Raw genomic sequence first — 23055 nt, 5'->3', positions numbered from 1 at the left:
GGCATTTCCTTCGCGGGGCTTTCGAACGGGAAAGCTTTCCGCGAAGGAGATGCCTCTCGCGCTGACCGACCTCTTCTAAGGATGTGGAGTTATGGAGGAAATGGCTGTCCGCTCGCAGGCCGCTCTCAGGGAGCGCACCAAGAGCGAGCGGAAAAAACGCATGTGGAGAAACCGCTGGATTTACGTCATGATTTTGCCGGGCTTGCTTTATTTTCTGATTTTCAAATACGTCCCGATGTTCGGGCTCGTCATTTCGTTTCAGGATTACAAGCCGTTCAAAGGCATTTTGGGCAGCGAATGGGTCGGCTTCGAGCATTTCGAGCGCCTGTTCACGATGCCGGATTTCTGGCAGATTTTATCCAATACGCTTATTTTGTTCGGCATGAACCTCGTCTTTTATTTCCCGGTGCCGATCATTCTCGCGCTCATGCTGAACGAAGTGCGGACCGCGTTTTTCAAAAAGTTTTTCCAATCGCTCGTTTATTTGCCCCATTTCATGTCATGGGTCATTATCGTTTCGATCGGCTACGTCATGCTGACGATGGACGGCGGGATTATCAACGAGCTGCTCGTCATGCTGGGGCTGCCCAAAATCAACTTCCTGCTCAGCCCCGAATGGTTCCGGCCCACGTATATCGTCCAGGTTATCTGGCGCGAGGCGGGGTGGGGGACGATCATCTATTTGGCGGCCATCGCCTCGATCGATCCCCAACTGTACGAGGCGGCCCGGATGGACGGCGCCGGACGGCTGCGGCAGATTTGGCATATTACGCTGCCGGCGATCCGGAGCGTCATTGTCGTCCTTTTGATCTTGAAAATTGGCGACGTGCTGGAGCTCGGGTTCGAACATGTGTACCTGCTGCTCAACTCGATGAACCGCAATGTCGCTGAAATTATCGATACGTACGTCTATACCGCCGGCTTGAGGCAAATGCAGTTCAGCTACAGCGCCGCGGTCGGATTTTTCAAATCGGCGGTCGGCCTCGTGCTGGTCATGGTCGCGAACCGCCTGGCCAAAAGATTCGGAGAAGAAGGCATTTACTAAAAGCGAAGGAGAGGCTGCTCATGGTAGAAGACCGAACGTTTGGCGGGCGCCTGTTCTCGATCGTGAATTTCGCGCTGCTTGCCGTCATCGCGCTCGTGACGGTGCTTCCGTTCGTCCATGTCGTGGCGGGCTCGTTTACGACGAACGCGGAAATCGCCGCGAAGAAGTTCATTCTCGTGCCGACCGTCTGGAGCACGGAAGCGTACCGCTTCATTTTCTCGACGCCGACGATTTTTCGCGCGATGGCCGTATCGATCGGCGTCACGCTGGTCGGAACGCTGTTCAGCATGCTGATCACGTCGCTCATGGCGTACGGCCTGTCGCGGCGGGACCTGGACGGCCGGAGAGGCCTGATGTTTCTCGTCGTCTTTACGATGCTGTTCAGCGGCGGGATGATTCCGACTTTTCTCGTCGTCAAGGAGCTGGGGCTGATCGATACGTACGCCGCGCTCATTTTGCCGTCGGCGATTACCGCGTTCAACATGATCATTCTCAAAAACTTTTTCCAGAACATTCCCGAGGGGCTGGAGGAATCGGCGAAAATCGACGGCTGCCACGATTTCGGCATTTTGTTCCGGATCGTGCTGCCGCTGTCCATGCCGGCGATCGCGACCATTTCGCTTTTTTACGCGGTCACGTACTGGAACACGTATATGAACGCCATTTTGTATTTGAACAAAAGCGAAATGTGGCCGATTCAGGTGCTGCTGCGCCAGATCGTCGTGCTGGCGAGCGGGATGGACTACAGCTCGAATCTCGATTCCGCGGTGCCGCCTCCGGAGCAATCGGTCAAAATGGCCGTCATCGTCGTCGCGACGCTGCCGATTTTGCTGGTATACCCGTTTTTGCAAAAGCATTTCGCCAAGGGAGCCATGCTCGGCTCGATCAAAGGATAGGACAGGCCGGCTGTCCCCGAACCGGCTTTCAAGCCGACGGGGACAGCTTCGTCGTTTGAGGGGGCGGTTTCGCCGTTGCAGCTGGAAGCCTACTGCAGCTCCCGAAGCAAAAAAGCGAGCCGAAGCCGCAGCGAATCGTTCGGATCCCGCAAGCTGCGCCCGGTCAGCTTCTCGAACTTGGCCATGCGGTAGGCGACCGTGTTCCGGTGAATGTACAGCCGCTTCGCGGTTTCGGCGATCTGGCCCTGCGTTTCGAGAAACGCCCGGGCGGTGTTCAGCAATTCCTCGCGCTCGCCCGGCTCCACGTTCGCAAGCGGCCGGAAAGATTCCGCCACAAAGTCGCGCCGCGCTTCTTTCGGGATCATGCCGAGCAGCCCGGCGACCTCTTTTGCCCGATAAATTTGCACGAATCTCGTTTGCCTCCCCCGGTAACCGAGCTCAAGCGCGTTTGCCGCTTCTTTGAAAGCGCCCGGAATTTGCGTCAGCTGCTCCGCCGGGTTGCCGATGCCGAACGACAGCGAAACGCGGTCCGCCGAAAACAGGCTTTCCTGAAGCTCGGCCAATTCGCGGGACAAAAGGGCGACCCCGGAAGCCGGCTGCCGCTCCCACTCCACCAGCAATACGTACCGTTCCTTTTTGTTGAACATGACGAACTTCCGCTTGCGCTCGGACAGCATCGTTTTCAATCGCTCGTAAATGTAGTCCCGTTTTTGGAACTGGCTGTCGTCGGCTTCCCCCGTGCCCGGGTCCGTTTGGGCGGCGATGCACAAATACGGGACCCGATCCTGCAGTCCGTAGCGCTTCCCCGAATGCAAAATTTCCGCGGCCGAACCGAATCGGCCTTCCACCAAATTATCGAAATATTCGTTTTTGAACCGGCGGGTGCGTTCGCGCACGGCCTGCTGCTTCATCAGCTCGAACCCGATCACGTTGGCGGCCTGTTCGACGGCGAGGCTGGGCAGCGGCGACCCGTCCATTCGCGCCGCATTGACCAAAACCATGAAATACGTTTGCTGCGGCAGCCGGATCCGGTAAAAAAAAGCTTCCGGCCCTTCTTCGGTTTCGTCTGCCGGCAAACGCAAGCCGACCGTTTCGGCGTCCGAGTCCGGCTGCCCGGCCAGCATGCGGCGCGATTGCTCCCGCAGCTGCCCGAATACGGCATCGGGAAGCGGCCCCGAGCCGAATATCGTCTCGCAGCGGTGATTCATCAGCAGGGCGGTGCCTTCGACGACGCGCGACAGCGCCTGGATGACGGCGGCGATTCCGTGACCTTGCATGATCATCCGGGAAAAATCGCGGTGCAGATCGATCGCGTAGTGCAGCTCTTCGTTGTGCTTTTCCATCATGCGGCTCAGCGAGGCTTGAAGCAGCTCGCCGAGGGAAGGCTCGAGCGCGAGCTCGATCAGCGGAAAGTCCAGCTCGTCGGCCAGGTCCAACGCGCTCTGCGGGATTTCGTGCAAAAACCGCTTGAGCTTGATGCCGAGGCCGGCGCAGCCGTTTTCGGCCATCTGCCGGATCAGTCCGGCCAGCTCCTCCGGCTTGTCGCGCATGGCGTACCCTGTCGTGAGCAGCAGATCATTCGGCTTGAGAAAGCCAATGATATCGGGCGCATCCATCATGTTGACCGATTTGACCTGCCGCGCCGCGCCGCCTTTGCCGGCGAGCAGGCGGGCGCCGCGATAAACCGGCAGCTTGAGCAGTTCTTGAAGCTGCATGCGATCCCCTCCGGAACGAATTTATGTTAAATAAAATTACATAAAAAAAGGTTTGTCTTTAGAGAATTATGCAACAAAATATGGGCTTGTGCAATTCAAACAATTAATTATGTTACCTTTGTGCACATTGTCTATTGTTTTGACTTCTATTTCTGCTAAGATGAAATCAACTGGCGTTCGAAATGTTACTATTCGTGACAAATAGGCGAACCGCTGTTTGACCGGAAGGATGGGAGGAAATCGGATGGCAGCCAAGTACGATTTGGTGATCAAGGGCGGCCGTGTCGTGCTGGACGACCGAGTCGAGCGTACGGATATCGGGATTCAGGGAGGCAAGATCGCGGTTTTGGGGACCGTTCCGGCGGAAGAGGCGGAGACGGCGCTCGAAGCGGAAGGGCTTGTCGTCGTGCCGGGCATGATCGACGTTCACGTTCATTTCAACGAGCCGGGCATGGCGCATTGGGAAGGGTTTCCGAGCGGCTCGGCGGCGCTCGCCGCGGGCGGCTGCACCGCTTACTTCGATATGCCGCTCAACGGCCTGCCTCCGACGACGACGCTGGCCGCGCTGGAGGAGAAGAAGCGGCTGGCGAAAGGACGTTCCCGCGTCGACTACGCGTTTTGGGGCGGCCTCGTTCCCGGCAACCTGGAGGAGCTCGCGCCGTTGGCGGAAGCGGGCGTCGTCGGCTTCAAAGCGTTTATGTCCGCGGCCGGCGGCAAGGAGGAAGGAGCTTTCCGCGAGGTGGACGACGCGACGCTGTACGCCGGCATGCGGGAAATCGCCCGGCTCGGCAAAATATTGGCGCTGCATGCCGAAAGCGAAGCCGTCATCCGGGCGCTCGCCGCGGACAAGGCGAGCCGCGGCCTCGCCGGGCCTGCCGATTATTTGCAGACCCGGCCGGTTTACGCCGAGGTCGAGGCGGTGCGGCGGGCGTTGTTTTTCGCGGAGCAGACGGGCTGCCCGCTTCATTTCGTGCATATCAGCAGTCCGGAGGCGGCGGAAGAGATCGCGCGGGCCAAGCGGTCGGGCCTGGACGTTACGCTGGAGACGTGCCCGCACTATTTGACGCTGACGGGCGATGCGCTCGAGCAGGCCGGACCGGTGGCGAAATGCGCGCCTCCGCTGCGCACGCAAGCGGAAGTCGAAGGGCTGTGGGCGGCGATCGCGCGGGGCGAAATCGACATGATCGCCTCCGACCATTCGCCTTGCCCGCCGGAGATGAAGACGTCCGCCGACTGGTTCGAAATCTGGGGCGGCATTTCCGGCGCGCAAAATTCGCTGGAGCTCGTGCTCGGCGAAGGCCATGCCGCGCGGGGGCTCGAGCTGCCGCTGCTTTGCCGGCTGCTCTCGGGCGGTCCGGCGCGGCGGTTCGGGCTCGGCCCCCGCAAGGGACAGATCGCCGTCGGCGCCGACGCGGACTTGGCGATCGTCGATTTTTCCCCGTATGTCCTGCGCAAGGAACACCTGCATGACCGGCACAAGCAGAACGTCTACATCGGCAAAACGATGCGCTGCCGCGTGCAAACGACCGTTCTGCGGGGCAGCGTCGTCTACGATCGGCATGGCGGCGTTGCGGACGCGGCGGCGGGCGAATGGTTCGGCCCTCTGGCGACCGGAAAGTGATCGACGACAACACGGACAAAGGGGGGCTTGGCGTGACCGACAATAGCGCTCGCGAACGCCTCGTGACGGACGCCGACCGCGTCCGGTTCAGGCGGGAAATAACGGAGGCCGTCGAATGGCTGGCCCGATACGGGGCGGACGAGGCGGGCGGCGTCACCCGGCTTTTGTACGACGCGGCGTGGAGCTCGGCGCAGCGGGCTCTGGCCGAAAAAATGGCGGCGGACGGCCTGCGGCCTTATTTCGACGACGTCGGCAATCTGTTCGGACGCCTGGAGGGCCGAAAGCCCGGGCTGCCGAAAATCGTGACCGGCTCCCACGTCGACACCGTCGTCAGCGGCGGCAAGCTGGACGGGGCGTACGGCGTGCTCGCGGGCATGATCGCGCTGAAGTTTTTGCGGGAAAAATTCGGCCCGCCGCTGCGAACGCTTGAGGCCGCGTCGCTGTGCGAGGAAGAGGGAAGCCGGTTCCCGCTGACCTATTGGGGCTCGGGCAACGTTTGCGGAAAATACGACATCGCCTCCGTGCCGAACCTGTGCGATGCGGACGGAGTTTCGTTGAAGGAAGCGATGGAAACGGCCGGCTTCGGCCTGGGCCTTCACGCCTCTCCGCGACGGAACGACATTGCCGCGTTTATCGAGCTTCACATCGAGCAAGGCTATGTGCTGGAGCGGGAGGGGCTCGCCCTCGGCATCGTGGACGGCATCGTCGGGCAAAGGCGGTTCGCCGTTCGCGTGGAAGGCGCGGCCAATCATGCGGGCACGACGCCGATGCCGGGCCGCCGGGACGCCGTTGCCGGAGCGTGCGAGATGATCGGCTGGCTGGAGCGGGCGGCGCTTGCTCGCGAGGACGGGCTCGTCGCGACGGCGGGACGCCTGGAGGTTCGCCCGAACGTGGCCAACGTCATTGCGGGCGAAGCCGTTTTTTCCGTCGACGTTCGGGATAAGGACGCCGGGGAGCTGGACCGTTTCTGCGGGGCGTTCCGGCAGTCGTTCGCGGAAATCGCGGCAAGGCGCGGCCTGTCGGTCGAGGTGTCGGAATGGATGAACGCGGAGCCGGTCCGGATGAGCGAGGAAATGAACCGCGCGATGATGTCCGTCTGCGAGGCGGCCGGGTATTCGTACCGCTCGATGTACAGCGGCGCCGGGCACGATTCGCAGGTGTTTCGGGGGGCGTTTCCGACGACGATGCTGTTCGTCCCGAGCCGGGACGGGATCAGCCATTCTCCGCTGGAGCACACCGAGCCGGAGCAACTGGCCGACGGAATCGCCGCGCTTGCAGAGTGGCTGTTTTTGCACGCCTACAAGGAGGAATTTATCCATGAAAAAATATAGAGACCTGGCCCCGTCGCAGCGCATCATCATGACCCCCGGCCCGGTGGAGGCGGATCCGCGCGTGCTGCGCGCGATGGCGACGCCGATTCTCGGCCAGTTCGATCCCGAGTTTACCGGGCTGATGAACGAAACGATGGAAATGGTCCGCGAGGTGTTTCAAACGGCGAATACCCAGGCGTTTCCGGTCGACGGCACGTCGCGCTCCGGGATCGAAGCGGTGATGGTCAGCCTGATCGCGCCCGGCGAAAAAGTGCTCGTGCCGATTTTCGGCCGCTTCGGCCATCTCCTCGTCGAAATCGCGGAACGGTGCGGCGCGGAGGTCGTCACGCTGGAACGGGAATGGGGAACCGTGTTCGATCCCGAGGAGGTCATCGCCGCCATCCAGCGGGAGCGCCCGGACGTCGTCGCGATCGTGCACGGGGAAACGTCGACGGGCCGGATGCAGCCGCTCGAGGAGATCGGCAAGGCCTGCCGGGAACTCGATATTCTGTTCATCGTCGACGTCGTGGCCACGATCGGCGGCACGGACGTCAAGACGGATGCTTGGCGGATCGACGCGGCGATGGGCGGCACGCAAAAAAACATTTCCGTTCCTTCGGGGCTCGCGCCGATTACGTTCAACGAACGGGCGGAGCGAAAAATCAATTCGCGCAAACGGGTCGAGCGGGGCATCCGCAATCCGGATACGGATGTCGAACTGTCGGGCCGCATGATCCAAAGCAACTACTTCGACTTGAGCCAGCTGATGGACTATTGGGGCCCGCGGCGGCTCAATCACCATACGGAAGCGACCTCGATGCTGTACGCGCTCCGGGAGGGGCTGCGCATCGTGCTGGAAGAGGGACTCGCGGAACGCTTCGCGCGTCACCGGCTGCACGAGCGGGCGCTGATGGAGGGCCTTGAGGCGATGGGCCTGACGCTGTTCGGCGATCCCGCCTGCAAGCTTCCGGTCGTCACCTGCGTGAACATTCCCGAAGGGATCGAAGGCGAGTCCGTCCGGCAAATGCTGCTGGAGCAGTTCGGCGTCGAAATCGCCAGCTCGTTCGGCCCGCTCGCCGGCAAAATCTGGCGCATCGGGACGATGGGCTACAGCTGCCGGCAGACGAACGTGCTGCACGCGCTCGGCGCCCTCGAGGCGGCGCTGCTTCGCCACGGCGCGGCGATCGACGCCGGCAAAGCCGTGCAAGCCGCGCTGGACGTTTATATGGCGCGGCGGTCGGCCTGTCCATGATTGCCGGTCGCGGCCGCGATCTGGTCCTGCTGGAACCGGCCGCGCATTCGGCACGGCGCTCCCGAGCCGAGGCCAGGGAGCGCCGCAGGGCCATTGCGCCGAAATTCTGCGCCGGACAACCCCCGCGCAGCTATACATTCCGGAACTTTCCGTGCCCGAATCGGCAAGAATCTGCCTAGCGCGACCCTTAGCTGCTTTTATAGCTCTGCCAATGATTCCTTCCTTGCGCAAGCTCTAAGCACTATTTATGCATCTGCCAATGCGGAAGCTTCCGGCAGCAAAAAGCGCATCCGGCGCGCTACATGGAGACGCCGCCCCACCATTTTCGCCAAAGAAGCGCACCCGGCGCGCTACATGGAGACGCCGCCCCACCATTTTCGCCAAAGAAGCGCACCCGGCGCACTACATGGAGACGCCGCCCCACCATTTTCGCCAAAGAAGCGCACCCGGCGCACTACATGAAGACGCTAACTTCCTCTGTACAGTAAAGTGATTTGGTTTGGCTATATATTCAGAGCTATTATGGATGCCATCTCTAATCCACCACACAATAATCCCATAAGCGTAGCTGCCTTACTTCCGAGGATCTGGCCCGTATCGATGCCAAAAGTCCAAAATCATTCGGCGGACGCTACCCGGGCATGGAGTAATAGCTAAACTCACCGCCTGCCCTTATTTTGATAAAGATAACCATTTGGTGACATACTCATACGGATAACGCAGGAGGTGATCGATGAAATGAGCACAAAAACCAAGCCCGACAAAAACAACCCGAAAAATAGCCCGTCGCGATCGAATGACCCGAACGATCAAGGAAGACCCAGGGTGCAAAATCATTCGAAGTAAAGCTGAAATACGTAGCTGAATATGACGAAAGCATAACCAAGCCCGGTATTCGTGACCGGGTTTTATTTTTGGGAAAGCCTAAACCACGCGTACGGAGCGCGCCCCGAAATTCCTGTATAATAGACGTTATACGATCTATTAGGTTCGCCTCACGACGAAAGGAAGATTGGAATGCTGTCCAGATACGCAACGGTACGGGATTACGGAAACAGCGAAATCGTCATCAAAAAATCGCGTTTTATCGGTCACGCGCGGCCGGTGGAGAGCGAGGAGGAAGCGGTCGCTTTTATCGAATCAATCAAAAAGCAGCACTGGAACGCCACGCACAACTGTTCCGCCTACGTCATCGGAGAGCGCGACGAATACCAGAAGGCGCTGGACGACGGGGAGCCGAGCGGCACGGCGGGCAAGCCGATTTTGGAAGTGATCAAGCACCGGGGATTGAAAAACACGGCGGTCGTCGTGACCCGGTATTTCGGAGGCATTCTGCTGGGAGCCGGCGGTCTGGTCCGGGCCTATACGGATGGAGCGGTCGCCGGCATCGACGCCGCAGAGCCGATCGTCAAGGTGCTGCACCGGGAAATCGCCGTCGACGTGGACTACACCTGGTACGGCAAGCTGGAAAACGAGCTCCGGCAAAAAGGCACCCGTCTCGGCGACATTTCGTTCACCGATCGGGTGCGCGTCGTTTGCCTGCCGGAAGCGCCCGAAGCCGAGCGCTTCGCCGCCTGGATGACCGACCTGACCCAAGGGCAAGCGCGGATCGAGACGGGGGAGGAAAAATATTTTATCGAAGGGGAGTAAGTCGGCCATTCAACTTTCAACCTTTTAACCCCTTCACGATGTACTCCCGCGATCTCGGCCCGTCGAATTCGCAGAAGTAAATGCCCTGCCAGCGGCCGAGCAGCAGCCGTCCGCCCGCCACGATAACGGTTTGGGACGTGCCGGTCGTAATCGCCTTCAAGTGCGAGGCGGTGTTGCCTTCGGCGTGCCGGTACTTCGGATGCTCCCACGGGTAAACTTCGTCGAGGCGCATCAGGACGTCCCGCTTCACGTCGGGATCGGCATTTTCGTTGATCGCGATCCCCGCCGTCGTATGCGGGCAATAGACGACGACCGCCCCGTCTTCGATTCCGAGCTTCGCGACGGCGGAGGCGACCTGTCTCGTAATCTCGATCATTTCGTCGCGCCTGGACGTTTGCAGCGTTTCGCGGTGCAGCATAACCCACCCGACCTTTCCTTCCGTTTATCCCCATTATAGCGAACAACCCGCCCCCTGAAAAATAAAGAGTTCCGGTCACGCGAACGTGCCGTCGTTCGTATGATTTATAATGGAAAATTATCGTTTCCATCGATTGTGCTGATTTTTAGGAAATTTCGTCATTTTTCAATTGACGCGAGAAGCGGTGTTCTGCTACATTAACAATACCTACTGTTTTAATAGGAATTATGTTTTCGGCCCATATCCCGGGAGGTTCGCATACGTGACCAACATGCTGCGCAGCCGATGGTGGAGCTGGGGATTCCGCAGCGCCGTCATGCTCTATTTCGTTTTGTTGATCGTTTTTCCGATTCTCGGCATTTACGGCCAATCGCTTTCCGATGGCTGGGACGCTTTCGTCCGCAACCTGACCGAGCCGCTGGCCTGGAAGGCCGTCATGCTCACGGTGAAGCTGGCTCTGGTCGCCACCGTCGTCAACGTGCTCATCGGGACGATGGCGGCTTGGGTGCTGACCCGCTATCGCTTCCCCGGAAGAAGCTTGCTGAACAGTCTCGTCGACTTGCCGTTCGCGCTTCCGACGGCGGTCGTCGGCCTGATGATTCTGCTTCTGCTCGGACCGAACAGCTGGGTCGGCCAGGGCGCCGACAGGCTCGGCTTTACGATTTTGTTCCATGAGCCGGCCATCGTCGTGGCGATGGTATTCGTCACGTTTCCGTTCGTGATCCGCGCCATTCAACCGCTGCTGGAAGAACTCGACGCTTCGGAGGAGGAGGCGGCCTATACGCTCGGAGCGTCCAAAGCGAAAACGTTCTGGAGGGTCCTTTTTCCGAGCATGGTGCCGGGCATCCTGAGCGGGGCGATGCTGGCTTTCTCGCGGTCGCTGGCGGAATTCGGCGCCGTCGTGCTCGTCGCGGGCAACATTCCCGGCAAGACGCTGGTCGCGTCGGTTTATATTTTCGGGGAAATCGAAAGCGACAATCCGGCGGGCGCCGCCGCCGTTTCCGTCCTGCTGCTCACGTTCTCCTTCGTCATTCTCTGGGTCGTCAACTACGTGCAGACGAGGAGGATGAACGGATGAGGCGGCTTTGGATCGGACTTACGTACGCCGTTTTCGGCTTGCTGCTCATTATTCCCGTCTTCCGGATCGCGGTCGGCGCCTGGGAGGAAGGCTGGAGCGGCTTCGCCGCAGGAATCTCGAGGCCCGAGGCGCTGCACGCGCTCATGATGACCGGCATTATCGCCGTTGTCGTTACGCTGATCAATACGTTGTTCGGCGTCATGCTGGCGATGTATCTCGTGCGCGCCAAATGGCTGCGCCCGCAGCTCAAGCGGCTGCTGAACAGCATCGTCGACCTGCCGTTCGCGGTATCCCCGATTATCGGGGGCCTCATGATCGTGCTGCTGCTCGGTCCCGAAACGGCGCTCGGCGCGCTTCTCGGCCGGGCGGGAATCGATATCGTCTACGCGCTGCCCGGCATGCTGATCGCGACGCTGTTCGTCACGTTTCCGCTTGTCATCCGCGAGGTGATGCCCGTGCTTCAGGAGATCGGCTCGCAGCAGGAGGAGGCCGCGCAAATGCTCGGCGCCTATGCGTGGACGACGTTTTGGCGGGTGACCTGGCCTTCGATCCGATGGAGCGTCGTCTACGGCGTCGTGCTGACGGTCGCGCGTTGCTTGGGCGAATTCGGCGCTGTGCTTGTCGTATCCGGCAACATATTGTTCAAAACGCAAACGGCGACGACCTTGGTGTATCAGGACGTGGAAAACTTTAATTTGACGGAAGCCAATTCGGTCGCTCTCGTGCTTGCGGCCGCCTCCATCGGCTTGCTGCTCTTCATGGAATGGGCGAAATCGAGGAAAGCGGACTGAAGCGGGCGCGATCGAACGATAAATAGAAGAGAAAGCTGGAGGGGTGCAGCCATGCATGTGGAAGTTCGCGGATTGAATAAAAAGTTCGGGGAGTTTCAGGCCGTTTCCGACGTTCATTTCGATATCGAAAAAGGTCAGCTGATCGGTTTGCTCGGACCTTCCGGCGGCGGCAAAACGTCCATTCTTCGCATGCTGGCCGGGCTGGAGACGCCGGACTCCGGCGATATTCTTTTTCATGGCAAACGGGTTAACGACCTGCCGCCTCAAGAGCGCGGCATCGGCTTCGTTTTCCAAAACTACGCCTTGTTCAAGCATATGACGGTCGCGGAAAACATCGCCTTCGGACTCGAAGTCAAAAAGTGGACAAAAGCGAAAATCAAGGACCGCGTCGGCGAGCTGGTGGAATTGACCGGGCTCGTCGGCTTCGAGAAGCGCTATCCCCATCAATTGTCCGGGGGCCAGCGGCAGCGCGTGGCGTTCGCCCGAGCGCTGGCGCCGGAGCCGCAGCTGCTGCTGCTCGACGAGCCGTTCGCGGCGATCGACGCCAAAATCCGCCACGAGCTGCGCTCCTGGCTGCGGGAAATGATCGACCGTCTCGGCATCACCTCGATTTTCGTCACGCACGATCAGGACGAGGCGATCGAGGTCGCGGACGAAATCATGATTATCAGCAAGGGGCGGCTGGAGCAGAAAGGCACTCCTTGGGAAATTTATAAAGATCCGCAAACCCCGTTCGTGGCGGGCTTTATCGGGGAATCCACCGTCGTCGAAAATATTTCGGCCCTGAACGGCTTCGAGGATGTGGCCCTATGGCCGGGCACGCGGGCGCTAATCCGCCCCGAATACGTCGAGGTCGGGTTGCGGGACGATTTTACCCAGCTGCTGTCCGCGACGGTTCCGGGGCGCGTGAGCCACATTCATTTCCGGGGAAGCGAATGGCTCGTCGAGGTCGAGGTCGGGGACAACAAGCTGGTCACCTATCGCTCCCTGGAAAAGGAAGTGCTGCATGCCGGGGACGAGGTGCTCGTGCTCGTGCACCGGGCTTATCTGTTCAACGACAACGACAGCTGGGTGATGGAAAATAAATTGAAGGCAAGTCCGATTGCCTTCGAAATTTAAACGATCGACGGGCGGCGGGAGCCTTCGAAGGCACCGCAAGGAGGAAACGGAATGAGACGGGGAAGCCGCGCGCCATTCCGCCGACGGAAAGTCGGACTAGCCGGATGGGGCGCATTCATATTGCTGTTGGGCACGATTGCCGGATGCGGCGGCGGCGGGCCGTCCTCGGGGACGACCGGATCCGGCGGGGGCGAGCAAGGCGGCGTGACGCTTGTCGTCGGGGCGTACTCCGTCGCCAAGGACGCCCTGCAGGAAATTATGCCGCTTTTTCGCGAACAATGGAAAGCGAAGACGGGGCAGGACGTCAGGTTTCAGGAATCTTACGAAGCGTCGGGGACGCAGGCGCGCTCGATCGCCGGCGGCTTCGAGGCGGACGTCGCCGTGCTGTCGATGGAAGGCGACATGGACAAAGTCGCAAACGCCGGCTTCATGCGCGCGAACTGGAAGGACGATTCGGACAACGGCGGCATGATCACGCGTTCGATCGTGGTGATGGGAACGCGCCCGGGCAACCCGCTCGGCATTTCCGACTTCGACGATTTGACGCGCGACGACGTGAAGGTGCTCTATCCGAATCCGAAAACGTCAGGCGGTGCGCAATGGGATATCAACGCGCTGTACGGCTACGGGCTGAAGAAGTCGGAGGAGGAGACGGGCGCCAAAGACCCCGCTTACGCGAAGCGGTTTCTGGAAGACGTGCACCGCAACATCGAATCGATGGATAAAAGCGGGCGCGCGTCGATGGCGGCTTTCGAGTACGGCGTCGGCGACGTTATCGTCACTTACGAGAACGAGCTGCTCGCGCGTATGGCCCAGGGCGTCGATTACGACATCGTGACGCCGAGCCGGACGATTCTGATCGAGAATCCGGCCGCCGTCGTCGACGTCAATGCGGATCGCCACGGCGTGCGGGAGGTTGCCGACGCGTTCGTCGCCTTCCTTCACGGGGAGCAGGCCCAGCAAATTTTCGCCGAGCACGGGTTTCGCCCGGTGCACGAAGAAACGGCGGCCAACTGGAAGGACGAATTCCGGCAGCCGGACGATTTGTTCGACATCGGCTACCTGGGCGGCTGGGACGAAGTACGGGAAACGCTGTATTCGAGCCGCGGCGTCTGGTACCAGGTGCTCGCGGGAATTTAATCGCAAGGCTTCGGGAGCCGCCCTCAGGGGCGCTCTTTTTTATTTTTGCGTTGGCCGCCGGTGTCCGGAAAAACTTGACATTACGGCAATAGCGGTTAATATTATTGAAAATTCTTCATCTTTATTTGGACCCGGAACTAAATCTTTTATACTATTTTTAAAGGGGCGGTGCCGATGGCCGAAACGTTCGGAACCCGGCTCAAGCAAGCCCGCAACCGGAAACGGATGACCCAGAACGAAGTTGCGGACAAGCTGGGAATCGATTTTACGACGATTTCGAAGTACGAAAACAACAAGTCCCAGCCGGACAACGACATTTTGCGGGAAATGGCATCGCTATACGAAGTGTCGCTCGATTGGCTGCTCGCCGGCGGGAAGAAGGCCGAAAGCGGCGAGGAAGCCGGCAACCGAATTTGCGTGGGAGGCATCCGGGAAAACCTTACCGACGAAGAAGCCCGTTATCTTCTGGACAGCCTCGAAATGTTCCGGTTGTTGAAAGAAAAGCGGGAGCACGACCGAAAAAGGAAGAAAAGGGGCGAAAAGGACGGATGATCCGCCGTCGCTTCGCGGATACTGAAACGTAGCGCTTTCTCGCACGTATACTGTAGATTGGAAACATTCATTCGTCCAAAAATTTCAGGGGGTTTTCCATTGGCTAAACCGAATTCCATCCGCATCGTGCAGCTGCTTCTTTATTTCAAACTGGCTTTATTCGCCTTTATCCTTATTGTCGCCACGCTTTTGCTCGTCGTTCCGGACGGCGCCTGGAGCGGATGGAACGAATACAAGGCCAATACGATAACGACGATGTTCGGCTTTGATAATCCGGAAGAGTATAGACCCCAGCATCTCGGCGTCGTGGCGGTCAATCTGGCGCCTTCGATTTTGGGGATCATTCTGACGCTCGTCGCCATCGCCAGGAAAAAGAGAATGCTTGCGATCGTCTTGTCGCTCGTCGTGTTCTGGTTTTCGTCCAACAACCCGCTTCAGCTGCTGCTGTCGCTAATCATTGTCGTGCTGCTTCTGCTGCGCCCCGCTCGCCTTTATTTCGAAGGAGCGGCTTCGGCGCCCGGCGTTTCGCCCGGCAGGCAGGCGGCTCCGATCGACGTGACGGGAGAGGCCGCGGAAGACGAAGCGGACGCAGTGCCGGCAGCCTCGGCCGGAACGAGCGCGCGCGATAAGCTCCCGGATCCGCAGCCGGCCGCCAACTCCGAACCGAAGCCGAGAGCGAACCCGGATATCGAAATCCGGAATGCCGGTCCGGAAGACGCGGACGAGCTGTACGCGGTCACTCAAGCCGCTTTCGAGGAATACCGGGTGGCGGTGCCGCCTTCGAGCGCGCTCGAGGAAACGGCCGGCCAAATCCGCGCCCTGCTCGAAGAGGAGAAGGAATTCGCCGGCATTCTGTACGAGGACGAAACCGCCGTCGGAGCGGTCAGGTACCGGTTCGAGGGCAACGCGGTCGTATTTTCCCGGCTGTCGGTCGTTCCGTCCCGGCGCAAGCGCGGCTACGCCCGGAAGCTCATGGAATGGGGCGAACGCCAGGGCGTCGCCAAAGGCGCGGAAATCAGCCGCTGCAAAGTTCGGCAAACCGTACATAAGAACCTCGTCATGTACGAGAACATGGGCTATGAGGTCGCGGACCAGGAGCTTGTCGTGCGCCCGGCCGGCACGGTCAAGTTTCTGACGCTGGAGAAGCCTCTCGGACCGAAATAAAAAGATCAAGCCCCGCGTGCCGCCGTATTCGGCGCCGCGGGGGCTTTTCGCTTGCGTTTCAGGCGTTCAAAATGAATTTCTCCAGCACGTGGCGGACGCCGTCCTCGTTGTTGCCGAGCGTAACGAAATCGGCCAGCTCCCGCAGCGCGGGCACGGCGTTGGCCATCGCGACGCCGAGACCGGCCGCTTCGATCATCTCGCGGTCGTTCCAGGCGTCCCCGATGGCGATCGTCTGCTCCATCGGGATTCCGTAATGCTCCGCGAGAAAGCGGAGCGCGTGGCCTTTGGTCGCTTCGCGGTGCACGAATTCCAGATAGTGCGGCTTCGAGGTCGTCACATGGACGTCTTCTCCGACGATCGGCCGGAGGACGGGGGCCAGCTCGAGCAGCCGCTCCGGCTCGTCGATGATCATCAGCTTGATATGATCTCCCGCCGGCAGCCGGTCGAAATCGGGCTCCACGGTATAGGGAATGCCGGATTGCCGGGCATAAGCGACAATCTTGTCGCCTTCGTCGAAGGCGTACAGCCGGTCGCGGATGTACGTTTGCAGGTGAAGCCCGCGTTCGCGCGTATAGTCGTACAGCTTGCGGGCGACTTCCCGAGGCACGAAACGCTCGTACAGCACCTGCGGATCGAGCAGGTTGCGAATGAGCGAGCCTTGATACGTAATGATGGGGACGTTGATGCCGACCTGCTCGGCTACCCGCTTGGCGGAAGCGAACATGCGGCCGGTCGCGATCGTCAGGTGCGCCCCTTTCGCAATCGCTGCGGCCATGGCCGCTTTCGTCTCGTCGCTGACGGTTAAATCGTCTCTCAGCAAGCTGTCGTCAAGGTCCATGGCCACCAATTTATACGTTGTCATCGGTTCCGGTTCTCTCCTTTTTCTCTTATCGTTCTCTCCATAGATTGTACCGGAACGGACGGGGATGGTACAGAGGGGGCTGACGGGCTTAGGACAAGCGTTCCGCGCCCATGCGTTCGTCCAGCCAATCCCTGATCGCGGCGAAAACCCGCTCCCGCCCGGTTTCGTTGTGCAGCTCGTGCTTGAAGCCCGGCCATTCCCGGAAGGAGCACAGCGGTCCGGCGGCGTTTGCGAATCGCGCGCTGGAAACGAAGGACGTGACTTTATCGTCGTCTCCGTGCATGAGCAGCAGCGGGACGGACAGATCCCCCGCATGCTGGAGCGCCCACAGCCCGGCCCGCTGCACGCCGAAGAAAAAAGCGGCGCTGATCAGGCCGTGTCCGAGCGGATCCTCCTTCAGCCGGCGAATCATGTCGGGATCGGAGCTCAATCGCTCGGGAATCATCGGCCGATTGTTGGAAAAGGTCGGCCGGATTCGTTCCAGCATTCGCCCGACGACGACCTGCAGCGGCGGGGGACTGAAGGAAAGCGTAAGCCAGGGGCTCGTGACGATGGCGCCCGCGATGGCCGGCTTGCGGCGCAGCACGTAGTTCAGCGTCACGTTTCCGCCCATGCTGTGCCCGTACAAAAACAAAGGGACCCCCGGACAGCTCCGCCTCGCGTCGTCCAGCATGCGGTCCACTCCTTCGAACAGGGCTTCGTAGGAAGGCGTATGCCCCCGTCTTCCGGCCGTGCGTCCGTGTCCGCGCTGGTCGAAGCCGAACACCGCGAACCCGGCTTCCGTAAGCGTCTCGGCGACATGCGCATAGCGCCCGATATGCTCCCCCATCCCGTGCACGATGGCGACGACGCCGCGGACGGAAGCGCGTTCGCCGGGTCTCCATTCGCACGCAAACATGCGGCTGCCGTCGGCCAATACCCACTCGTAGCTTCGGTTGTCCATTCGGTCCTCCCCTTCGTCTGTCCTGCTTGCCGCCGCCGGACGGCGTGCGCCGATTCTCTTTTCTTTTTAACGCATTTTTCCTTTCGTTGCAATTCAAAGGCGAATGAGGGCCGAACGCAATAGCTGCTGGAGGGGACGGGAGGCGCCGTGTACGAGCGGGGAGAAGACGCGCTGGAACGCGGCATTCCCGCCGTGCAGGAATTTCTCGACTCGATCGGGACGCTCGCCCGGGAGCTCCCCGAAAAAAGCGCCTAACCCGAATAAATAGTAAGCAAAATCGCACAGAAAAAAGCGGGCGTTCTTCCCGGGAACATGTTAAAATCGGGATAGAAAACGTTTTACATGCACGTATTTATTCTCTGTGCGGAGGTAGGATCGATGGCAAAATTAACGTTTCCGGCCGATTTCGTCTGGGGGACGGCAACGGCTTCCTATCAAATCGAAGGGGCATACCGGGAAGGCGGCAGAGGGCTTTCCATTTGGGATACGTTTTCCCATACGCCCGGCAAGGTGGCGAACGACGACAACGGCGACAGGGCATGCGACAGCTATCATCGCTACGAGGAGGACGTCGCCCTGCTCAAGGGGCTCGGCGTCAAAGCGTACCGGCTGTCTATCGCCTGGCCGCGCGTATATCCGACCGGGGACGGCGAGCTCAATCCGGAAGGACTGGATTATTACCGGCGCGTTCTTTACGCGCTGCTGGCGGCCGGAATCGAGCCTTGCGTCACGCTGTATCACTGGGATTTGCCGCAGGCGCTTCAGGACAAGGGCGGCTGGGCGAACCGGGATACGATCGACGCGTTCGTCCGCTATGCGGAAACGGTGTTCAAGGCATTCGACGGAAAGGTAAAGCAATGGATAACGTTTAACGAGACGTGGTGCGTTTCGTTTTTGTCCAACTACCTGGGAGCCCACGCTCCCGGCAACAAAGACCTGCAGCTGGCCGTAACGGTTGCGCATAATTGCATGGTGGCCCACGGGGAGGCGGTCAAAAAGTTCCGCTCGTTGGGCGTGAAGGGCGAAATCGGCACCACCCACAACCTGTACTGGTACGAACCGTACACGACGCGCGAGGAAGACGTCGAGGCGGCGCGGCGGCAGCGGGCGTGGAACAACGAGTGGTTTATGGAGCCGACGTTCAAGGGAACGTATCCGGCGTTCATGGTCGACTGGTTCCGCGAGAAGGGCGCCGAGGTGCCGATCGAGCCGGGGGATATGGAGACGATCGCGCAGCCGATCGATTTTATCGGCGTCAACTATTACAGCGGCGGTTTCGGCCGCTACAAGCAGGGCGAGGGCCTGTTCGACTGCGAGGAAGTGCAGCTCGGCTTCGACAAGACGTTCATGGACTGGAACGTGTATCCGGACGGACTGTACAAGGTGCTGTCGTGGGTGAAGGACGAGTACGGGGACACGCCGATCTACATTACCGAAAACGGCGCCTGCTACGAGGACGAGTTGACCGCCGACCATCGGGTGCACGACGAGCTGCGAACCGAGTACTATCGCAAGCACTTCATCCAGTGCCACCGGCTGATCGAATCGGGCGTTCCGCTCAAGGGTTATTTCGCCTGGTCGCTGCTGGACAATTTCGAGTGGGCGGAAGGCTACCGCAAACGCTTCGGCATCGTGTACACCGATTACGAGACGTTCGCGCGCTATCCGAAGGACAGCTATTATTTCATCCGGCAGGTCATCGCCGACGGCGGGCTGGACGTGTAAAAGCCATTTGACAAGGGACGGCTCCCGCGCTTCGGGAGCGGTCTTTTTTTAACTATTTGCAACGAAGATGACGTGTTTCGCGAAAACACCGGTTTTGATCGGACAAAATCCAACCAAGCTTCGCCTGCCCCCGCATCGACCGGCGGATCGATTTTTTTTGTTTTTTCGCCGCGATTTCCGGTACAATGAAGAGAATGCTTCGATTTGAAAAGAGGTTCTGCCATGAACGTCGTGCTGGCGACGCTGAACGCCAAATACATTCACACTTCCCTGGCTTTGCGCGTGCTCAAGGCTTATTGTCGGGACGAGTTCGACATCGAGCTCGCCGAATACACGATCAAAGATCCGGCGATGACGATCGCCTCCGATTTGTATCGCCGCAAGCCGGACGTGATCGGGTTCTCCTGCTACATCTGGAACATCGAAGAGACGATCGTCGTCATCGACATGCTGCGCAAGGTGATGCCCGACGTCAAAATCGTGCTTGGCGGCCCGGAGGTTTCCTACGATACGGAGTATTGGATGAACCGGCTGCCCGCGGTCGATTTCATCGTCATGGGCGAGGGGGAGGAGACGCTGCGGGATTTGCTGCGGGAGCTGGCGGGAGACCGCAAGTTCCACTTCGTGTTCGGGCTCGCCTACCGCAAAAACGGCGAAACGGTCATCAATCCGGGACGCCCGAAGCTCGACCTGAATGCCCTCCCTTCGCCTTACCGCTTCAAGGAGGATTTGCCGTCGCTCGGAAATCGCGTCGTTTATTTCGAGACGAGCCGGGGCTGCCCGTTCAGCTGCCAGTTCTGCCTGTCGAGCATCGAGGTGGGCGTCCGCTATTTCGATATGGACCGGGTCAAATCCGATCTGCTCTATTTGATCGACAGCGGGGCGAAGCTGATCAAATTCGTGGACCGGACGTTCAACATCAAGCGCGATTACGCGCTGGAAATTTTCCGGTTTTTGATCGACAACCACAAGGGCTGCGTGTTTCAATTCGAAATCACCGCCGACATCATGCGGCCGGAGGTGCTGGATTTTCTCGCGGAGCACGCGCCGCCCGGCATTTTCCGGTTCGAAATCGGCGTGCAGTCGACGAACGATCCGACCAATCTGGCGGTCAAGCGCCGGCAAAACTGGACGAAGCTTGTTCGCACGGTAACGAAAGTCAAGGAAAGCGGCAAAATCGACCAGCATCTCGACCTGATCGCCGGACTGCCGCACGAAGATTACGACACGTTCCGGAAAACGTTCAACGACGTGTTCGAGCTTCGGCCGGAGGAGCTGCAGCTCGGATTTCTCAAAATGCTGCGGGGAACGGGACTGCGGATCGACGCGGACAAGTACGGCTACGTCTATTCGGATCGCGCCCCGTACGAAATGCTGGGCAACGATCGGATGCCGTTTTCCGATATCGTCCGCATCAAGCGCGTGGAGGATGTGCTGGAAAAATACTGGAACGCGCACCGGATGGACCGCACGATCGAATATTTGGTCGGCCGCGCGTATCCGTCGCCGTTTGACTTTTTTCAGCGGTTCGGGGATTATTGGGAGGAACGCGGCTGGCAGCGGATCGGGCATCAACTGGAGGACTTGTTCGTCCGGATCTGGTCGTTCCTGAAAGAGGATGCCAACCCCGCCCTGGATCTTGACGTCACGCTCGGATTGCTCAAAATCGATTACTTCCTCCAGCACAAATACAAGCCCCGCAAAATCTGGTGGGAAGATCGAATGGACAAGGACGCCTGGTCCGGTCATTTGAAGGCGGCGGCGGAACGGCTGGGTTTGGATCAAAGGGAACTCGCGAAAAAGGCGGTTCTCGAATACGTTCCGTTCGATTACGCCGCCTGGTCGGGGGAAGGCCGCATCGACCGGGAGAACGGCACGCTGCTCGCGGTGCTTTACGGCGGAGAGGAAACGCCGCCTCAATTGCTTGCGCTTCCTTCGCCCTTAGGCAAGGCACAGCTTTCGGAAGCGGGCAAAACTATCGAATAGCCGGAGAGGAGCAAGGAACATGGTTTATGTGGCTAGCGAGGAACGGTATCAAGGCATGAAGTACAATCGCTGCGGACGCACCGGATTGAAGCTGCCCGCGATTTCGCTCGGCCTGTGGCACAATTTCGGCGGCAACGACAAGTTCGAGAACGGCCGGGCCATCGTAAGAAGAGCGTTCGACCTCGGCATTACGCACTTCGATCTGGCGAACAATTACGGTCCGCCTCCGGGATCCGCCGAGGAAAACTTCGGCCGCCTGCTCGCGACCGACTTGAAGCCGTATCGCGACGAACTGGTCATTTCGACGAAGGCGGGCTACTATATGTGGCCGGGACCTTACGGCGATTGGGGCTCCCGCAAATATCTCGTCTCCAGCCTCGATCAAAGCCTGAAGCGGATGGGGCTCGACTACGTGGACATCTTCTATCATCATCGCCCCGATCCCGAAACCCCGCTGGAGGAAACGATGGCGGCGCTGGACCATATCGTCCGTTCCGGCAAGGCGCTGTACGTGGGCATCTCGAATTACCGCGCGCCGGAGGCCGCCAAGGCGATCCGGATTTTGAAAGACCTGGGCACGCCGCTGCTGATCCATCAGCCCCGCTACAGCATGTTCGACCGCTGGGTCGAGGACGGACTGCTCGACGTCCTGGAGGAAAACGGCGTCGGCTCGATCGCCTTCTCGCCGCTCGAGCAAGGCTTGCTGACGAACAAATATTTGCAGGGGATCCCGGAAGACTCGCGGGCTGCCGGAGCCTCCGTGTTTTTAAGCGAATCCAACATAACGCCGGACAAGCTGGACAAAGTGCGGCGCTTGAACGAAGTCGCCGCGGAGCGGGGCCAGACGCTCGCCCAGATGGCGCTTGCCTGGGTGCTGCGCGGCGGCCGGGTGACGACTGTGCTGATCGGCGCGAGCCGCGTCCAGCAGGTGGACGACAACGCCGCGACCGTCAACCGCCTCGACTTCACGGCCGAGGAGCTTCAGCGCATCGAAGACATTTTAAAAGGCGAGCAGTAAAAGGAGAAGAGGCGGTCCCAAGAGGTCAAACCGACCCCCGGGGCCGCCCTTCCGTTTATAGACGGAACACCGACATGGATATCAGCGCGTAACCCGACCAACGCGCCAGCTTGCGGTCCGCGGCACCGGCGAAGGGGCTGAAGCCGTCCGGCGGATCCGAAGCAGGCCCGATCCCGCGAGCAGCGCCCACACGAAAAAAGCCGGCACGAAAGCGGAGCGTTCGGACATGCCGCAAATCCCCCTAACGGTCCTTATAAATTTCCCGCATCACGTGTCCGAGCTCCGGCACGATGAGCCGGGTCATGGCCAGCCTCACGGCTCCCGTCGAGCCCGGCATCGAAAAAACGGCGGTTCGCCCGATCGTGCCGGCGATGGCCCGCGACAATATGGCGGCCGAACCGATATCCTCGGCGAAGCTCAGGTAGCGAAAAATCTCCCCGAACCCGGGCATCTCCTTGTCGAGCAAGCTTTGCACCGCTTCGCAGGTCGTGTCGCGGGCGGCGATTCCCGTTCCCCCGTTGAGCAGGACGGCTTCGACGTCGGGCCTGTCCGCCGCTTGCTTCACTTCGCTTCGAATCCGTTCGAATTCGTCGGGAACGATGATCCGGTCGACGACCCGATAGCCGCCGTTCTCCAGCAGCTCGCGGATGAGCTGCCCGCTTTTGTCCGTTTCGGGCGTGCGGGTATCGGATACGGTAACGATCAGGCAAGAGACGGTTGCCGGCGCTTCGCTGCGATGCTGTTCGGTTGAAGTGCTCATTTCGCAACTC

At 60.0% G+C, this 23055-nt stretch carries 21 protein-coding genes; 15 read left to right on the top strand and 6 right to left on the bottom strand.

Features of this window, described 5'->3' with window-relative positions:
- Positions 1-100: 100 nt before the first annotated feature.
- On the top strand, positions 101-1045 hold the full coding sequence (locus JW799_RS01525; RefSeq protein WP_420830670.1) for an ABC transporter permease: 945 nt from the start codon (positions 101-103) through the stop codon (positions 1043-1045).
- Positions 1046-1065: 20 nt separating this feature from the next.
- Positions 1066-1941, top strand: coding sequence for a carbohydrate ABC transporter permease (locus JW799_RS01520; protein ID WP_205428383.1), 876 nt, complete (start codon positions 1066-1068; stop codon positions 1939-1941).
- A gap of 89 nt (positions 1942-2030) precedes the next feature.
- On the opposite strand, the gene JW799_RS01515 is transcribed toward JW799_RS01520, so the two are convergent.
- Positions 2031-3656, bottom strand: a complete 1626-nt coding sequence (locus JW799_RS01515; RefSeq protein WP_205428380.1) for a PucR family transcriptional regulator — start codon at positions 3654-3656, stop codon at positions 2031-2033.
- A 244-nt stretch (positions 3657-3900) separates the two neighbouring features.
- Between JW799_RS01515 and JW799_RS01510 the strand changes: the two genes are divergently transcribed.
- The 4 genes from JW799_RS01510 to JW799_RS01495 all read left to right on the top strand — a co-directional run bounded on the left by JW799_RS01510 (position 3901) and on the right by JW799_RS01495 (position 9489).
- Positions 3901-5277, top strand: coding sequence for an allantoinase (locus tag JW799_RS01510; protein WP_080836371.1), 1377 nt, complete (start codon positions 3901-3903; stop codon positions 5275-5277).
- Positions 5247-6608: a Zn-dependent hydrolase gene (locus JW799_RS01505; RefSeq protein ID WP_080836373.1), complete on the top strand. Its 1362-nt coding sequence runs from the start codon at positions 5247-5249 to the stop codon at positions 6606-6608. Before JW799_RS01510 ends, JW799_RS01505 begins: the two co-directional genes overlap by 31 nt.
- Entirely contained in the window at positions 6595-7839 is a 1245-nt protein-coding gene (locus JW799_RS01500; protein ID WP_205428378.1) for a pyridoxal-phosphate-dependent aminotransferase family protein, read from the top strand. The genes JW799_RS01505 and JW799_RS01500 overlap by 14 nt, the downstream gene beginning before the upstream one ends.
- Before the next feature lie 1017 nt (positions 7840-8856).
- Positions 8857-9489: a YigZ family protein gene (locus tag JW799_RS01495; RefSeq protein WP_080836376.1), complete on the top strand. Its 633-nt coding sequence runs from the start codon at positions 8857-8859 to the stop codon at positions 9487-9489.
- Positions 9490-9505: 16 nt separating this feature from the next.
- Here the strand turns inward: JW799_RS01495 and JW799_RS01490 are convergent, their stop codons facing one another.
- Positions 9506-9907, bottom strand: a complete 402-nt coding sequence (locus tag JW799_RS01490; protein WP_080836379.1) for a secondary thiamine-phosphate synthase enzyme YjbQ — start codon at positions 9905-9907, stop codon at positions 9506-9508.
- A gap of 271 nt (positions 9908-10178) precedes the next feature.
- On the opposite strand from JW799_RS01490, the gene cysT reads away from it, so the two are divergent.
- From cysT to JW799_RS01460, 6 genes are all read left to right on the top strand, one after another.
- Positions 10179-10985 carry a sulfate ABC transporter permease subunit CysT gene (gene cysT / locus JW799_RS01485; protein WP_240353463.1) on the top strand — a complete coding sequence of 269 codons (807 nt, stop codon included), beginning with the start codon at positions 10179-10181 and terminating at the stop codon, positions 10983-10985.
- Positions 10982-11776, top strand: coding sequence for a sulfate ABC transporter permease subunit (locus JW799_RS01480; protein ID WP_080836383.1), 795 nt, complete (start codon positions 10982-10984; stop codon positions 11774-11776). Before cysT ends, JW799_RS01480 begins: the two co-directional genes overlap by 4 nt.
- 51 nt (positions 11777-11827) lie before the next feature.
- Positions 11828-12895 (top strand): sulfate/molybdate ABC transporter ATP-binding protein, encoded by a 1068-nt coding sequence (locus tag JW799_RS01475; RefSeq protein WP_080836385.1) that lies wholly within the window; start codon positions 11828-11830, stop codon positions 12893-12895.
- A gap of 51 nt (positions 12896-12946) precedes the next feature.
- Entirely contained in the window at positions 12947-14035 is a 1089-nt protein-coding gene (locus JW799_RS01470; RefSeq protein ID WP_080836387.1) for a sulfate ABC transporter substrate-binding protein, read from the top strand.
- 174 nt (positions 14036-14209) lie between these two features.
- The gene (locus JW799_RS01465) at positions 14210-14587 is read left to right on the top strand and encodes a helix-turn-helix domain-containing protein (protein ID WP_080836389.1); all 378 of its coding nucleotides are present in this window, start codon (positions 14210-14212) and stop codon (positions 14585-14587) included.
- A gap of 99 nt (positions 14588-14686) precedes the next feature.
- Positions 14687-15751 (top strand): GNAT family N-acetyltransferase, encoded by a 1065-nt coding sequence (locus JW799_RS01460; protein ID WP_080836391.1) that lies wholly within the window; start codon positions 14687-14689, stop codon positions 15749-15751.
- Positions 15752-15809: 58 nt separating this feature from the next.
- On the opposite strand, the gene JW799_RS01455 is transcribed toward JW799_RS01460, so the two are convergent.
- The gene (locus JW799_RS01455; protein WP_080836393.1) at positions 15810-16613 is read right to left on the bottom strand and encodes a Cof-type HAD-IIB family hydrolase; all 804 of its coding nucleotides are present in this window, start codon (positions 16611-16613) and stop codon (positions 15810-15812) included.
- A gap of 88 nt (positions 16614-16701) precedes the next feature.
- Positions 16702-17556, bottom strand: coding sequence for an alpha/beta hydrolase (locus JW799_RS01450; RefSeq protein WP_080836394.1), 855 nt, complete (start codon positions 17554-17556; stop codon positions 16702-16704).
- Positions 17557-17934: 378 nt separating this feature from the next.
- On the opposite strand from JW799_RS01450, the gene JW799_RS01445 reads away from it, so the two are divergent.
- From JW799_RS01445 to mgrA, 3 genes are all read left to right on the top strand, one after another.
- Complete coding sequence (locus JW799_RS01445) at positions 17935-19281, top strand: GH1 family beta-glucosidase (protein WP_080836396.1); 1347 nt, start codon at positions 17935-17937, stop codon at positions 19279-19281.
- Positions 19282-19503: 222 nt separating this feature from the next.
- On the top strand, positions 19504-21267 hold the full coding sequence (locus JW799_RS01440; protein ID WP_205428376.1) for a B12-binding domain-containing radical SAM protein: 1764 nt from the start codon (positions 19504-19506) through the stop codon (positions 21265-21267).
- Positions 21268-21286: 19 nt separating this feature from the next.
- Positions 21287-22285, top strand: a complete 999-nt coding sequence (gene mgrA, locus JW799_RS01435; RefSeq protein ID WP_080836401.1) for an L-glyceraldehyde 3-phosphate reductase — start codon at positions 21287-21289, stop codon at positions 22283-22285.
- Positions 22286-22366: 81 nt separating this feature from the next.
- Here the strand turns inward: mgrA and JW799_RS01430 are convergent, their stop codons facing one another.
- Both JW799_RS01430 and JW799_RS01425 read right to left on the bottom strand, forming a co-directional pair.
- Complete coding sequence (locus JW799_RS01430) at positions 22367-22513, bottom strand: hypothetical protein (RefSeq protein WP_176220785.1); 147 nt, start codon at positions 22511-22513, stop codon at positions 22367-22369.
- A 13-nt stretch (positions 22514-22526) separates the two neighbouring features.
- Positions 22527-23045 (bottom strand): MogA/MoaB family molybdenum cofactor biosynthesis protein, encoded by a 519-nt coding sequence (locus JW799_RS01425; protein ID WP_080836404.1) that lies wholly within the window; start codon positions 23043-23045, stop codon positions 22527-22529.
- Between the last annotated feature and the right edge of the window lie 10 nt (positions 23046-23055).

The sequence above is a fragment of the Cohnella algarum genome (genome assembly GCF_016937515.1).
GTDB classification, from domain to species: domain Bacteria; phylum Bacillota; class Bacilli; order Paenibacillales; family Paenibacillaceae; genus Cohnella; species Cohnella algarum.
Note: the sequence above shows the minus strand (reverse complement) of the source record. Positions and strands in the feature narration are given on the sequence as shown.

Excerpts from the sequence above, each read along its gene's own strand:
- JW799_RS01520 (WP_205428383.1), top strand. The coding sequence starts at position 1,066 with ATGGTAGAAGACCGAACGTTTGGCGGGCGCCTGTTCTCGATCGTGAAT.
- JW799_RS01450 (WP_080836394.1), bottom strand. The coding sequence starts at position 17,556 with ATGGACAACCGAAGCTACGAGTGGGTATTGGCCGACGGCAGCCGCATG.
- JW799_RS01515 (WP_205428380.1), bottom strand. The coding sequence starts at position 3,656 with ATGCAGCTTCAAGAACTGCTCAAGCTGCCGGTTTATCGCGGCGCCCGC.
- JW799_RS01455 (WP_080836393.1), bottom strand. The coding sequence starts at position 16,613 with ATGACAACGTATAAATTGGTGGCCATGGACCTTGACGACAGCTTGCTG.
- JW799_RS01500 (WP_205428378.1), top strand. The coding sequence starts at position 6,595 with ATGAAAAAATATAGAGACCTGGCCCCGTCGCAGCGCATCATCATGACC.
- JW799_RS01425 (WP_080836404.1), bottom strand. The coding sequence starts at position 23,045 with ATGAGCACTTCAACCGAACAGCATCGCAGCGAAGCGCCGGCAACCGTC.
- JW799_RS01480 (WP_080836383.1), top strand. The coding sequence starts at position 10,982 with ATGAGGCGGCTTTGGATCGGACTTACGTACGCCGTTTTCGGCTTGCTG.
- JW799_RS01440 (WP_205428376.1), top strand. The coding sequence starts at position 19,504 with ATGAACGTCGTGCTGGCGACGCTGAACGCCAAATACATTCACACTTCC.
- JW799_RS01445 (WP_080836396.1), top strand. The coding sequence starts at position 17,935 with ATGGCAAAATTAACGTTTCCGGCCGATTTCGTCTGGGGGACGGCAACG.
- JW799_RS01505 (WP_080836373.1), top strand. The coding sequence starts at position 5,247 with ATGGTTCGGCCCTCTGGCGACCGGAAAGTGATCGACGACAACACGGAC.
- mgrA (WP_080836401.1), top strand. The coding sequence starts at position 21,287 with ATGGTTTATGTGGCTAGCGAGGAACGGTATCAAGGCATGAAGTACAAT.
- JW799_RS01510 (WP_080836371.1), top strand. The coding sequence starts at position 3,901 with ATGGCAGCCAAGTACGATTTGGTGATCAAGGGCGGCCGTGTCGTGCTG.
- cysT (WP_240353463.1), top strand. The coding sequence starts at position 10,179 with ATGCTGCGCAGCCGATGGTGGAGCTGGGGATTCCGCAGCGCCGTCATG.
- JW799_RS01465 (WP_080836389.1), top strand. The coding sequence starts at position 14,210 with ATGGCCGAAACGTTCGGAACCCGGCTCAAGCAAGCCCGCAACCGGAAA.
- JW799_RS01490 (WP_080836379.1), bottom strand. The coding sequence starts at position 9,907 with ATGCTGCACCGCGAAACGCTGCAAACGTCCAGGCGCGACGAAATGATC.
- JW799_RS01525 (WP_420830670.1), top strand. The coding sequence starts at position 101 with ATGGCTGTCCGCTCGCAGGCCGCTCTCAGGGAGCGCACCAAGAGCGAG.
- JW799_RS01430 (WP_176220785.1), bottom strand. The coding sequence starts at position 22,513 with ATGTCCGAACGCTCCGCTTTCGTGCCGGCTTTTTTCGTGTGGGCGCTG.
- JW799_RS01495 (WP_080836376.1), top strand. The coding sequence starts at position 8,857 with ATGCTGTCCAGATACGCAACGGTACGGGATTACGGAAACAGCGAAATC.
- JW799_RS01470 (WP_080836387.1), top strand. The coding sequence starts at position 12,947 with ATGAGACGGGGAAGCCGCGCGCCATTCCGCCGACGGAAAGTCGGACTA.
- JW799_RS01475 (WP_080836385.1), top strand. The coding sequence starts at position 11,828 with ATGCATGTGGAAGTTCGCGGATTGAATAAAAAGTTCGGGGAGTTTCAG.